The following is a 13038-nucleotide window of genomic DNA, read 5'->3' on the forward strand; positions in this document are numbered from 1 at the left end:
TGTTTTGTTTGTCCCAACTATTAATATCTCTCGAAATTAACTGTCGGATTAAATTGTGTTACGTTTGTTACTTACCTTAAATATTGCTATTTAAGTACTGTTGTTTCCATTCTTTCAAAGAACTTTATTCTAAACTCAGCACTACTGCTTCGTTCAAAACTTTTGATCATGTCAGAGATCCGATCTCTTCAGGCCTTATCGCCTTAACACTTTCTATTTTTTTCAGCGCTTTTTGCTTCTGTTTGCTACCGTTTCCTTCGATTCGGGTTGCAAAGGTAAAGACTTTTTCGCTTATCAACCAAATGTTTTTTAGAAATATTTTTTAGAACCTTTCTATTTAACCATTTGATTTTCAATGAACTTGATCGCTTTTCGAGCGGGTTGCAAAGGTAAAGCTTTTTTACTTTACGAATCAAATGTTTTTTAGAATTATTTTTAAAACCTTCTACCTAACTATTTGATTTTCAATGAACTATGATCTTATTTTTTCGATCGGGTTGCAAAGGTAAGGGTTTCTTTTGTTTCAAAAATCATCTTCTGAAAATTTATTTCAGAAAGCTAAGTGAAACTTAGTATTCAGAAACCAGCATTAGTGATCAGTAATTAAAACTTAGATTATGTACCCGGTGTAAATCCGGAACCAAGAGGTTATTAGTAACTGCTTTTGAGCATCAGAACATTACCTTTTAAAGAGCTCTCCGTTTGAACGGGGTGCAAAAGTAGGGGAAAGTGCTGATTCGGAAATCAAAAAGGGGGATATTTTTTTAGATCAGGTAACCCTGCAGCTTTTCCGGGGTGCGATTTCCTTAGTAATTTTTAGCAAAGTGGTCTTTTGCTAAAAAAGCGGAGATTTTCGAGGAAGCTTTTGAGAAGCTTTAAAGAAGCTTTTACCATGCTTTAAGGATGCTTTATCGAAAGCCCGTCTTTTTTTAGCAAAATGCCATTTACAATTTGGGGGTTGGTAGTATTTACCATTTGTTATTTCCCCATCTCCTTCTTTTGACTTTATAATTAGAAGAGATATACCTGGACACGTGGGCGATGGCTTCATCGATGTCGTCGGTGATGAGGACCAGGTTCATGTCTTCGGGGGAGATGGTGCCTTGTTTGGCCATATCTTCCATAGCGGAAAGGAGGGGTTTATAATATTCGGTACCAAAGAGCACGATAGGGAAATCGCTGATGGTACGCGTTTGAACGAGGGTAAGCGTTTCGAAGAATTCATCCATAGTACCAAAACCGCCAGGCAGGATAATAAATGCGTAGGAGTATTTTACGAGCAAGACCTTGCGGACGAAGAAGTACTTTATATTAATGGATTTGTGCACATATGGGTTGGCGTGCTGTTCATGTGGTAATATAATATTACAACCTACGGACATACCCTGGTTCTCGAATGCGCCTTTATTGGCGGCTTCCATGATACCGGGACCGCCGCCTGTCATTGTGGTCATTCCCATTCCGGCGATACGTTTACCAAATTCTACGGCAGCTTCATAATAGGCATGGCCTGGTTTAAAGCGGGCAGATCCAAAAACGGTGATACAGGGGCCAACGAAATGCAGTGTACGGAAACCTTTCAGAAAGCCAGTAAAAACCTCCCAGGCGAAGACCAGTTCATTCATTCGTGGCTTAGGGCCTTCGAGGTAAGCATTATCAGCATCAGCAGGTATAATTCTCTCCGGAGCTTTATTCATATTACGATCTTATAATTTATGCCAGTCATGCAAGTTATGTATAACTGATGTATTACATTGCAGCAATAATTCATTTTAACATGCGCATCATTTCCTATAACGTCAATGGCATACGCAGTGCTATTACCAAGGGTTTTATCGATTGGCTCAAGACCGATCCGGCAGACATCATCTGTTTACAGGAGACCAAGGCGCATAAGGACAATGTAGATTATGCTGCGATAGAGGCTTTGGGGTATAGTACTTACTGGTTTTCGGCGGAGAAGAAAGGATATAGCGGTGTGGCGGTTTTTACACGTATACATCCTGACAATACTTATTTCGGCAATGGCATTATGCAAAGCGATGCCGAGGGGCGTGTGATACGTCTTGATTTTGGTGATATCAGTGTTGTAAATGCTTATTTTCCTTCGGGAACAAGCGGCGATTTACGCCAGACCTATAAATACCAGTGGCTTGATGAGTTTTATGCATACCTGCAGGTATTGCGTGAGACGCGTCCGAACCTGGTGGTATGCGGCGATTACAATATTGCGCATAAGGAGATAGACATTCATGATCCTAAGGGCAATAAAAATTCTTCGGGATTTTTGCCTGAAGAAAGGGCCTGGATGGACAAGTTTTTGCAGCATGGGTTTATAGATACGTTGCGGGTATTCAGGCCGGAGCCGCACCAGTACAGCTGGTGGAGCATGCGTTTTCCGACGGTGCGATTGCAGAACAAGGGCTGGCGTATAGATTATATTACCGTTACCGAGCCTTTACGGGAGCGGCTTGCCGATGCGTGTATCTATCCTGATGTAAAGCACAGTGATCATTGTCCGATATATCTTGAAATAAAATAATGAGCCTATGTATATCTATAACATCACAACGAAAGTAGACTGGAGCATTCATGAGGAGTGGCGGGCCTGGATGGAAGAGACGCATATGCCTGCGGTGCTTGGTACGGGTTGTTTTGACAAGCATCAGTTTGTGCGTGTGCTGGACATTGATGAGACGGAGGGGCCTACTTATGCGATCCAGTATTATACGTCGACGATGGCGCGGTATAATCATTATATCAATGCGCATGCGCCTGTATTACGGGAGGCTACCCATGTAAAATGGGGGGAGCGGGTGATCTCGTTCCGCAGTCTGATGGAAATTGTTGATTAGCGCGTGCGGGGCTGAGGGGTAAAAACAGGCGTAGTTCAGCTGTTCGGGGTCATTTCCCTGTAATGCAGATGGGAACTGCATTTTAGCGAAAAAGCCGACAATCGCACTCCTGAATTAAGGGAAGGGTAAGTGTGTCAAAGCTTGCTAATATTGAGGTTCAGCCATTTTGTCGGGGGAATGATCATTTAAAAAAAATTTTGCTGGTTGATAAAAGCGAATAAATTTGTTTCACTTAATCACTAAGAAAAAAATCATATTATGAACAAAGCTGAATTGGTTGCTAAAATCGCCGAAGACGCAGGCACCACTAAAACCCAGGCAAATGCGGCTATTGATTCTTTTATAGAAGCCGTAACAAAGACCCTGAAAGGCGGTGGAAAGGTTACCCTGGTAGGTTTTGGTACTTTCTCTGTGTCGAAACGAGCAGCCCGTACAGGTCGCAATCCTCAAACAGGCGCCGTTATCAAGATCAAGGCGAAAAAAGTAGCCCGCTTCAAAGCTGGTAAAGAGCTGTCGGCCAAATTATAAGAAGGGATTGAAATATCACTCCGGATGGCGTGTTCTCACCGAACGCGCCATTTTTTTGTGCGTATGTGCCGGGGGCATTGGCGGGCAGTTTATGGGGTGGTATTCCGCCATCTATTTTTAATCTTTGCAGTTCGGGGATTTTCGCGAAATTCGCAGTCCTAATATTAATTTCAAAACCAGTTTAAAAATCCTAATCATGGGTAGAGGTGACAAAAAATCTAAAAAAGGCAAAATTTTCAAGGGTTCTTTTGGCAAAAGCCGTCCTGCAAGGCCTGCTGCTGCTAAAAAAGCTGAAGAAAAGAAAGCATAATAGTTATGACTTACTTTTAAAATATAGAATGCCTGATACCGAGCATTTGCGTAAGGTATCAGGCATTTGTATTATTGGCATGCATCGGTTGCGTATGTTACTGATGTATCTTATTCAGCAGCCTGTGAAATCAACTCATTAAAAAACGCCGGCAATCTATAGATTGATCCAGCGTTTTTTTTCAATTGGGAGTTAAGGCCTGCGCTGTTCAGATTCCGAATAATAACAGGCAGGCGGGGTGCTGTAAGTTGGTATGGAATACTAAGGCGCCAACCTTTCGATCTTCCAGTTATTATTTTGACGCGTGTATTTGATCCTGTCGTGCAGGCGGCTGCTTCTACCCTGCCAGAATTCAACCGTTTCGGGCTTAATAAGGTATCCTCCCCAGAATTCGGGGCGAGGAATAGGTTTGCCTGCGAACTCGGCTTTAACGGCTTCTATTTTTTGATCCAGGATGGTTCTGTCGGCTATCACATGGCTCTGTGGGGAAGCCCAGGCACCGATGCGGCTACCTTCGGGGCGGGAATTAAAGTATTCGTCGTTATCGGCGGCGGAGATCTTTTCGACGGTACCGAAGACCCTTACCTGGCGTTGTAATTCTTTCCAGAAGAAGATCATGGAAGCTTTGGGGTTCTCTGCGAGTTCCTGTGCTTTCACGCTGTTATAGTTGGTAAAAAACACGAAGCCTTTTTTATCGTAACTCTTCAGGAGGATGATACGTGCATCGGGGATACCGTCTTTTGTAGCGGTGGCAACGGTTGTAACGTTGGCTTCTTCGATCTCACTATCGATGGCTTCGTTCCACCAGGTGGTGAACTGGTCGATGGCATCGGGAGCGATAACAGACTCATCAAGCGTTTTCAGACTATAGTCGGTGCGGATATCAGCAATGGCTCTTTGGATAGACATAGTAACAGCAATTTTTCTGCATCAAAGGTATCGTACTTGTAAGGGGGCACAAAAAAATCCCGCCGGGAAGGCGGGATTTATGATAAGAATCATATTTTGCTTAGCTTACCAAGGTGCCGACATTACTCAATCCTTCTACTACTTTCAGCAGGTTGCCGGGTTTGTTCATATCGAAGACGATGATGGGGAGTTTGTTTTCCATACAAAGTGTGAAGGCTGTCATATCCATCACTTTCAATCCTTTGCTGATACATTCCTGGAAGCTGATGCTTTCGTAGCGAGTTGCGTTGGGATCTTTTTCGGGGTCGGCGGTATAGATGCCATCTACGCGCGTTCCTTTGAGGATAACGTCGGCTCCTATTTCGATAGCGCGCAGTGAGCCAGCGGTATCTGTAGTAAAGTAAGGGTTACCTGTACCTGCGCCAAAGATGACCACGCGGCCTTTTTCGAGGTGGCGGATCGCCCTGCGGCGTACGTATGGTTCGGCAATCTGTTCCATTTTAATAGCGCTTTGCAGGCGGGTGTACACGCCAATTTTTTCGAGCATTGCCTGCATAGCCATTCCATTGATCATAGTGGCGAGCATGCCCATATAATCGCCATGCGCCCTTTCGATACCGCTGTCATGTTCATTCATTCCACGGTAGATATTACCGCCTCCGATCACGATGGCAACCTGAACACCCAGGTCGGTGATTGCTTTAATGTCGTTTGCATACTGTTCGATAACACGGGGATCAAATGGATCGAAACCATTGTTGGATCCGCCCACGAGAGCCTCTCCTGATAATTTCAGAAGGATACGTTTGTATTTAGGAAGCATGAATATGGATTGAGTATGTAAAGAAGTTTTCGCGTGCAAATAACCTGAATTTTTAACCAAATGCCAAATCATACCTTTTGCAAACAGCTGCTGTGACGGCTGTTGTGGTTATATTTCATTGCTGTTGCCGGCATGCGGGGCGTTGCGTTCTCCTGCTGCCGTGGTATACCTGAGATGCAGTACCCATGGGCATTACAGGCTGTTGCCGGCTTACATAATATACTCATTATTAATGGGCTTTACGGGTTGTGGAATTTCCTCTTCACCGAGCATCTCGAGCAAATTAATTTCTATGGTCCTGCAGATCTGGTTGAGCGAGATACTTGTGGTTAGCGTGCTGAAGGGGTTGATGAGGGTGATACCGTTATAATGGGTAATATGGAATACAAAGCCAACAACGGCGCCCATGAGAATGGACCAGGCGCCGATCTCGTGGGCGCAGACTATGGTGAAAAGGATGGTGAAGAGCCATATGAATACGCGGGTAAAAAAGATATAGATGGTTGGGAAGACGGTATTTTTAATACGTTCTGCCTGTCCCATAGAGTCGGTAAAGTTTACGAGCATCTGGTTGAGTTCGAGGAAGCGGAAGCCATCGATAGCGTTCTGTTCGGAGAGCTGTTGGAGGCTTTGCGACTGCAAGACCAGGATGGCATTATGGACGTTAGAATGTGCAATCACCTTTTCGTGTTCTTCGGGGGAAAGGAATTTGCGGAAGGTATTGTCGTTCTGAGGGCGTAAAGCTGATTTGAGGGCGTAGATAAATGCGAGGTGGCGGCAGATCATTATTTTCTGAGTTGTTTTAACGTCGTGGTTCCCGTCGCCGGCATTCACATAACTCAGGACATTGCGTGCCCAGCTGCGGGAGTCGTTGACGAGGGCTCCCCAAATTTTCCGTGCTTCCCACCAGCGGTCGTATGCCTGGTTGTTGTTGAAGCCTATGAAAAAGGCTATGGCCGAGCCGAGGACCGTAGGGACGATGGCGGGCAGCACAAAATGCTTTACAAGCAGGTGTTTATCAATAAAGTATGCGGCTACGCAGGAGAGCGTTATCACCAGGTCGGTTTTCCAGGTGTATTGTACGATCCTGCTAAGCCTGAAGTTGGTAGAGATCATCATAGTGGTAAGAATAAATGTTCCGATGCGGGGAACGCTGATCTTTATTTTAAGAATCGTGCCGAAAATTCAAAGACCGTTGGGGAAAACGTTGTGTTCGTGCCTATCTTCATAGTCTAATTGGGCTGAGATGAATGGCATCGTTGCAAATACCGACAGGCTGGAACAGTTGCTCAAAGATCATTTTGGATTTACGTCCTTCCGGCATAACCAGCAGGCTATTATTGAAAATGTGCTGGCGGGCAAAGATTCGATGGTATTGATGCCGACGGGTGGCGGCAAATCGATCTGTTACCAGTTGCCGGCGTTGGCTATGGATGGGCTGGCCATCGTAGTATCTCCGCTTATTGCGCTGATGAAGGACCAGGTGGATGCGTTGCATCTGAATGGTATTGAAGCGGCCTTTTTGAATTCCACTTTATCGCTGAATGAGCAGCAGCTTATTTTACAGCGTTTGCCTTCGCAGCATTCGCCTGCGCGGGAAGACCATCTGAAGTTATTATATATTTCGCCGGAGCGACTTTTGGGTGAGCGGAATTTCCTTCATTACCTGAAGGAAAACACGCGGGTATGTTTGTTTGCGATAGATGAGGCGCATTGTATCAGTTCATGGGGTCATGATTTCAGGCCGGAATATCTTTTACTGGGTGAGCTGAAAAAGCAGTTTCCTTCTGTTCCGGTGGTTGCGTTAACTGCGACAGCGGACAAGCGCACCAAGGAAGACATTATAGACAAGCTTGGTTTCAGCCATTATACATCGTTTGAGAATTCGTTCAACCGGCCTAACATTTCTTATTATATCAAGCCGCGCAAGCATTATTTCGAGCAGTTATGTGCCTACCTGAAGACACATGATAAAGATGCGGGTATTATATATTGTTTGTCGCGCGCGAATACGGAGGATCTTGCTGCGAAGTTACAGGCGAGAGGATTTCAGGCAGAGGCTTACCATGCCGGCCTTGAGAAGCGTGTGCGTGACCAGCGGCAGGAGCAGTTTCTGAGGGATGAGATTCGTATTATAGTGGCTACGATTGCTTTTGGAATGGGCATCAACAAGAGCAATGTGCGTTATGTGATACATACCGATATGCCTAAGAACCTGGAGGGGTATTACCAGGAGACGGGACGTGCGGGGCGCGATGGGCTGGCGAGTGAGGCTATTCTTTATTACAGCGCTGCCGATTTGTTCAAGCTGCGGAATTTTGCCAAGGTGGAGGACAACGAAGAGCAGTCGGCCATACTGTTGCAGAAGCTGCGTAAGATGGCCGACTACTGTGAGCTGCGCACGTGCCGGCGGAAGTTCCTGCTGAACTATTTTGGGGAAGCGGCGGGCAATGAATGCGGCAGCTGCGATGTTTGCCTGACCGATGCTGTTAAAACCGATATGACGATAGCGGCCCAAAAGGCGCTAAGCGCTGTAAGCCGTTTACAGGAACGTTTTGGAATGAACTACGTCATAGATTTCCTACGAGGCAGCAGTACTGTTAAACCTTTTCATCAATCGCTCAAGACCTGGGGTGCGGGTAAAGAGTTTTCGAAAGACCAGTGGCGTTCGTTCCTAAGGGAGCTGATACACCTGGGGCACCTGCAGCAATCGGAGGGGGAATACCCGCTGTTGCAGCTTACTGAAAGCAGCTGGCAGATACTGCGGGGCGCTCAAACGGTGCTACTCACTACCATTTCTGAAGAAAAGAAAGTTTCCAAAGAAAGAGGCGCCGGCATTTCTTACACTACTGTGATAGATGAAGAGACCGGGGTAACCGTTAGTATACCGATGGAAGGGGATGCCCCTCAGCCTGAGAATGACCTGTTCGAGGAGCTTAAGCTGCTGCGCAAGAAAATAGCGGTTAAGGAAAATGTTCCTCCCTACATTGTATTTTCTGACGCTACCTTAACCGAGCTGGCGACCTATTTACCTATTACTTCGAGTGATATTGCGAAGATCAGCGGCTTCGGTGCTATTAAGCTGGCTAAATACGGCGAGGCTTTCCTGGACGCGGTTCAGAATTATTGTATCCGTCATCAACTAAAGACGCGGATAGAATGGAAGGCTGAGAAGAGAAAGCGTTAATCGATCCGCTTCCAGACTTCGTTGTAGTTGTTATTGATGCCTGTAGTGTAAAGGAAGTTGCCGTTGATCTTGAATTTATACAGGTAGGGTTCTTCTCTAAGATTATGTTTGTAACCTGTTCCTGCTGTGCGAAGGCTCTCTGAATAAGTACCTTTTTGTGTGTCGACGGTAAGCGTGCCAAAGAATGCGGCGTACATGGTGTTATCTTTCACCTGGATATCGGTTACCATAAAATGGCCGGGCGTAATTATTTTATATCGTATTTGGCCTGGCACGTTGCCATAGGCAGTATCGGGGAAGCCATTTTTGAAAAGCTGCCAGGTACCTACCAATGTGGCATCGGGCGTTGCGGCTTTTTTGGTGCTGAAGCAGGCGGAGAAGACCACTACAAAAATGACGAGAACGGCTGAGGAAAGGATGGTTAATTTTTTCATTGCATTTGTTTTGAGATTAAATAAATCGAGAACGTAAAAGGAGAGCTTCCGGAATGTGGTTTTATTGCCTGGCTGAACGTTGCTGGGCGTGGTATCGGCGCCGATTTCCACTTCCTGCTGTTCTGTTTTGGGAATGTCCTGGCCCAGCTCATTTAATATGAGCCTGATAGTGTAGCTTCTTGGGGTCACCTCTCCGGCTTCGATGCGTTGAAGTGTGCGCACGTTCAGGTGGCATTTTTCAACCAGTTCTTCCTGGGTTAATCCTTTTGCTTTTCTAAGTCTGGCTATTTTTTGACCAAGGCCGGGTTGTTGCTCGTCCATACGTTCCTTTATGCAATGATAGAAGAAGGCAACAAATGTAACATAAATCGGGCAGGTACTTTTGGCCGTCTTTTACCCGGCATTGTATGCCGGTGTGCCGTTTGCCTGTTGTATTGAACTAATATGTTGGTTATTAGCAGGTAAGAATGATATCATCCCGGGGATATTTTCGTATTGCGGGTTGGGTTTCAGGGATTACCGGGTATGCTGTGGTATGGCAATAAAAAAGCCGTCTCAATGATGACTGAGACGGCTTTTATTATTTGGGGCTTTGGGGGATTACCCTAAAGCAACGCGTTTGAATTCGATCACTTTGAGATCAGCGGCTACTGATTTCAGGTATTCGCCAACACTTTTGCCAGCGTCTTTTACGAAAGGCTGAGCGATGAGTGTTTGTTCTTTGAAGAAGGCGTTAAGTTTACCGTCAGCGATCTTAGCGATCATTTCTGCTGGTTTACCGGCCATTTTAGGATCCTGCTGAATTTGTTCAGTAACGATAGACCTTTCGCGTTCTACGGTTTCAGGAGAAACGCTTTCGGGATCCACTGCTACAGGGTTCATAGCTGCGATTTGCATTGCTACGTCTTTACCAGCTTCAGCGGCTTCTTTGTTGAGTGCAACGAGAACGCCCATGCGGTTTGCGCCGTGGATATAAGAAGCAACGAAAGGCGCTTCCACTCTTTCGAATTTGCTTATACCTATTTTTTCGCCGATAGCTGCGAGTTTATCGTTGATGAGGTCGGAAACCTTAGCACCGTTGATAGCAACTTCGTTCAGTTCTTCAGCGCTTTTCACGTCGTTAGCGATTGCTGCGTCGGCAATGCTTTGAGCGAAGGCTACGAATTCAGCATTTTTGGAAACGAAGTCAGTTTCGCAAGAGATGCAGAGAACGATACCTGTTTTGTTGTCGGCAGTTGTTTTAGCTAAAACAACACCTTCTTTCGCTTCACGGTCGCTACGTTTAGCAGCAACTTTCTGGCCTTGCTTACGTAACCAGTCGATAGCAGCTTCGAAATCGCCGTTCGTTTCAGTTAATGCTTTACGGCAATCCATCATACCAGCGCCTGTAGCCTGGCGTAATTTGTTAATATCTGCGGCTGTAATTGTTGCGGAAGACATAATGCTTTCTATATTTTACATGTTGAAGGATGAATGCGGGAGAGTTCTATGCATTCGGGGCATCAACATAAACTGTTTTTTGGTATAAAGAGGCAAGTTGAATGTTAAATGAAGATGATGTTATTCAGCGTTCATTTAACATTCAACTATTATATGCGATTAGCGAGGGCCGCCAGTGCCTGGTGTACCTGGTCTGCGGCTAGCGCCACCTGGAACACGGCGTTTAGGTTGCTGACCGCCGCGAACTTTACCACCGCGTGCTGCTTCGGCTTCAGCTTCGGCCTGGATGCGTGCTGCTTTCTTTTCGTTTTCGTTATCCACTTCTTCTACGTCTTCTTCTTTCGCAGCCTGGCGTTCGGCGAGGCCTTCGGCGATAGCGGCAACGACGTAGTTGGTGATGATAGCGATAGATTTAGTAGCGTCGTCGTTTGCAGGGATTGCGTAGTCTACTTTGTTAGGATCGCAGTTTGTGTCGACCATACCGAAAGTAGTGATACCAAGACGTTTAGCTTCGGCGAGTGCGATGTGTTCGTGCCCGATATCGACGAGGAATAAAGCTGCGGGGAGGCGACCGAGTTGTGCGATACCACCTAGTACTTTTTCCATTTTGTCTTTATCGCGGCTTAAAGTAAGACGTTCTTTTTTAGTCAGGCTTTCAGCGCTACCGTCGGCGAGCATTTTTTCGATGCTCTGCATTTTTTTAACGGATTTGCGAACAGTGTTGAAGTTTGTTAACATACCGCCCAACCAGCGTTCTGTAGCGAAAGGCATGTTTACACGTTTAGCGCATTCGCTAACGATTTCTTTTGCCTGTTTTTTAGTGGCTACGAACATGATTTTTTTACCGCTTTTAGCAATTTGCTTGAGAGCAGCTGCAGTTTCCTGCAGGTGGTCGACGGTTTTGTTGAGGTCGATGATATGAATACCTTTCTTCTCGGCGAAGATGTAAGGCAACATTTTAGGATTCCACTTCTTACGCAGGTGTCCAAAGTGTACACCGGCTTCGAGTAATTGTTGTTGTAATGAAGTGTTATTTTCCATTGTCAAATTATGATTGAAATATTTTGAATAATTGTTTAAGCTGCTGTTGCAACCCATACAGGAAACGGATTAACGTTTGCTGAACTGGTAGCTGCGACGCGCTTTTTTGTGACCGAACTTTTTACGTTCCACACCACGGGGATCGCGTTTCAGGTGACCTGCCGCTTTAAGGACGGGGCGGAATTCAGGGTTTACTTCAATCAGAACGCGGGCAATACCCAGTTTAGCTGCTTCAGCCTGGCCTTTCAAGCCACCTCCAGTTGCGTTGATCTTAACATCGAATTTATCGATAGATTCAACGGTTTTGAGGGGAGCTTCTACCTGATTTTGCAGGTAAACCAGCGGAAAATATTCTTTATAGTCTTTATTGTTGACAGTGATCTTGCCTTCACCTTTAGAGATGAAGATGCGTGTTACGGCTTCTTTACGGCGACCAACTGCATTTTTTTGTTTTTCCATTTATTTCAACTTTATCGGCGCGGGCATTACTGCTTAGCCTTTACGGTTTTGAGAATTAGAATTTTAACTCCTTAGGTTGTTGTGCGGTGTGCGGATGCTGATCACCTGCATAAACGAACAGTTTCTTGATCATTTTGCGACCCAGACGGTTTTTAGGCAACATACCTTTTACGGCACGTTCGATGATTGCATCGGGACGACGTTTGATGAGGTCCTTAGCAGCTTCTTCTTTTTTACCACCTGGATAACCAGAGAAGTTAATGTATGTTTTGTCCTCAAATTTGTTACCGCTGAAAACTACTTTATCAGCGTTAATGAAGATCACGTAATCTCCCGCGTCGAAATGCGGTGTGTAAGAAGCTTTGTGCTTACCGCGAAGAACAGAAGCGATTCTTGAACACACGCGTCCTACGGTTTGATTAGTACCGTCCACAACGTACCAATTGCGTTGTACGGTAGCCGCATTTGCATGCTTGGTTGTGAAATGAAGTTTGCTCATTTTGTTATTCTTTTTAAAGTGAAACGCCTTTTTGAGGCGCCCGGCGCTATCCCACCGGTAGTAAATCCCCTGAAAATTTCAGGAGTGCAAAGGTAGGCGTGTATTTTCTAAAAATCCTATTTTTTGAGCAGTAATTTTACGTGCATGTTTCGTAAGTTGCTGATTTTCAATAAAAAATTTGCATCTATTTTTTACTTGTGTTGTAAAAGCCTTTAAAAAAGCGGGTTTGGGAGTGTTTAGAGGGCTGTAAGTGGTGCTCTGTATTGATTAGAAAGGGTTGGGAGTTTTGAATTACCGGGGGTGGGTTACGGGGTTTTGGAGGGAGTTTGTTTGGGAGCAATGGTTTGGGAGCGGCTTTAAGGCGGCTTTAAGACGGCTTAAGAGCGGCTTTGGGGTGGGCAGGAAAGGGAGCCGTTTTACAACAGTAAAATAATTGAGTGTTTCCACTCATGGAATGGGATGCTACTGGTTATCAGGCGTTATGGGAGGTGCGCTTTAACAACTCTTTAGAACAGCCCTTTGCTTTACGTGAAGGAATTGTTACGTGTGATGC

The 13038-nt window shown here is 45.4% G+C and carries 14 protein-coding genes; 5 read left to right on the forward strand and 9 right to left on the reverse strand.

The window, feature by feature from the left end; genetic code table 11:
• Window positions 1-968: 968 nt before the first annotated feature.
• The gene (locus ESB13_RS21370; RefSeq protein WP_129005746.1) at window positions 969-1697 is read right to left on the reverse strand and encodes an LOG family protein; all 729 of its coding nucleotides are present in this window, start codon (window positions 1695-1697) and stop codon (window positions 969-971) included.
• Window positions 1698-1777: 80 nt separating this feature from the next.
• On the opposite strand from ESB13_RS21370, the gene ESB13_RS21375 reads away from it, so the two are divergent.
• From ESB13_RS21375 to ESB13_RS24125, 4 genes are all read left to right on the forward strand, one after another.
• Window positions 1778-2542 carry an exodeoxyribonuclease III gene (locus tag ESB13_RS21375; RefSeq protein ID WP_129005747.1) on the forward strand — a complete coding sequence of 255 codons (765 nt, stop codon included), beginning with the start codon at window positions 1778-1780 and terminating at the stop codon, window positions 2540-2542.
• Window positions 2543-2549: 7 nt separating this feature from the next.
• Window positions 2550-2855 (forward strand): DUF4286 family protein, encoded by a 306-nt coding sequence (locus ESB13_RS21380; RefSeq protein WP_129005748.1) that lies wholly within the window; start codon window positions 2550-2552, stop codon window positions 2853-2855.
• Window positions 2856-3113: 258 nt separating this feature from the next.
• A complete protein-coding gene (locus tag ESB13_RS21385; RefSeq protein WP_129005749.1) occupies window positions 3114-3383 on the forward strand; it encodes an HU family DNA-binding protein in 270 nt (89 codons plus the stop codon).
• Window positions 3384-3507: 124 nt separating this feature from the next.
• Window positions 3508-3693, forward strand: a complete 186-nt coding sequence (locus ESB13_RS24125) for a 30S ribosomal protein THX (protein ID WP_246022647.1) — start codon at window positions 3508-3510, stop codon at window positions 3691-3693.
• A 261-nt stretch (window positions 3694-3954) separates the two neighbouring features.
• Here ESB13_RS24125 and pdxH read toward each other — a convergent pair whose 3' ends face one another.
• The 3 genes from pdxH to ESB13_RS21405 form a co-directional block, all read right to left on the reverse strand.
• Window positions 3955-4602 (reverse strand): pyridoxamine 5'-phosphate oxidase, encoded by a 648-nt coding sequence (pdxH, locus tag ESB13_RS21395; protein ID WP_246022648.1) that lies wholly within the window; start codon window positions 4600-4602, stop codon window positions 3955-3957.
• A 100-nt stretch (window positions 4603-4702) separates the two neighbouring features.
• A complete protein-coding gene (gene pyrH, locus ESB13_RS21400; RefSeq protein ID WP_129005750.1) occupies window positions 4703-5425 on the reverse strand; it encodes a UMP kinase in 723 nt (240 codons plus the stop codon).
• Between the two features lie 210 nt (window positions 5426-5635).
• Window positions 5636-6544 carry a bestrophin family protein gene (locus tag ESB13_RS21405; RefSeq protein ID WP_129005751.1) on the reverse strand — a complete coding sequence of 303 codons (909 nt, stop codon included), beginning with the start codon at window positions 6542-6544 and terminating at the stop codon, window positions 5636-5638.
• Window positions 6545-6671: 127 nt separating this feature from the next.
• On the opposite strand from ESB13_RS21405, the gene recQ reads away from it, so the two are divergent.
• Window positions 6672-8612, forward strand: coding sequence for a DNA helicase RecQ (recQ, locus tag ESB13_RS21410; protein ID WP_129005752.1), 1941 nt, complete (start codon window positions 6672-6674; stop codon window positions 8610-8612).
• Here recQ and ESB13_RS21415 read toward each other — a convergent pair.
• From ESB13_RS21415 to rplM, 5 genes are all read right to left on the reverse strand, one after another.
• A complete protein-coding gene (locus ESB13_RS21415) occupies window positions 8609-9367 on the reverse strand; it encodes a helix-turn-helix domain-containing protein (RefSeq protein WP_129005753.1) in 759 nt (252 codons plus the stop codon). The two genes, recQ and ESB13_RS21415, sit on opposite strands and share 4 nt — an antisense overlap.
• Before the next feature lie 279 nt (window positions 9368-9646).
• Window positions 9647-10486 carry a translation elongation factor Ts gene (tsf, locus tag ESB13_RS21420; RefSeq protein WP_129005754.1) on the reverse strand — a complete coding sequence of 280 codons (840 nt, stop codon included), beginning with the start codon at window positions 10484-10486 and terminating at the stop codon, window positions 9647-9649.
• Window positions 10487-10645: 159 nt separating this feature from the next.
• A complete protein-coding gene (gene rpsB, locus ESB13_RS21425; protein ID WP_129005755.1) occupies window positions 10646-11527 on the reverse strand; it encodes a 30S ribosomal protein S2 in 882 nt (293 codons plus the stop codon).
• Window positions 11528-11596: 69 nt separating this feature from the next.
• Window positions 11597-11986 carry a 30S ribosomal protein S9 gene (gene rpsI / locus ESB13_RS21430; protein ID WP_129005756.1) on the reverse strand — a complete coding sequence of 130 codons (390 nt, stop codon included), beginning with the start codon at window positions 11984-11986 and terminating at the stop codon, window positions 11597-11599.
• A 55-nt stretch (window positions 11987-12041) separates the two neighbouring features.
• Window positions 12042-12485: a 50S ribosomal protein L13 gene (gene rplM, locus ESB13_RS21440; RefSeq protein WP_129005757.1), complete on the reverse strand. Its 444-nt coding sequence runs from the start codon at window positions 12483-12485 to the stop codon at window positions 12042-12044.
• Window positions 12486-13038: the final 553 nt, after the last annotated feature.

Origin of the sequence: Filimonas effusa (assembly GCF_004118675.1) — a bacterium.
Classification (GTDB): domain Bacteria; phylum Bacteroidota; class Bacteroidia; order Chitinophagales; family Chitinophagaceae; genus Filimonas; species Filimonas effusa.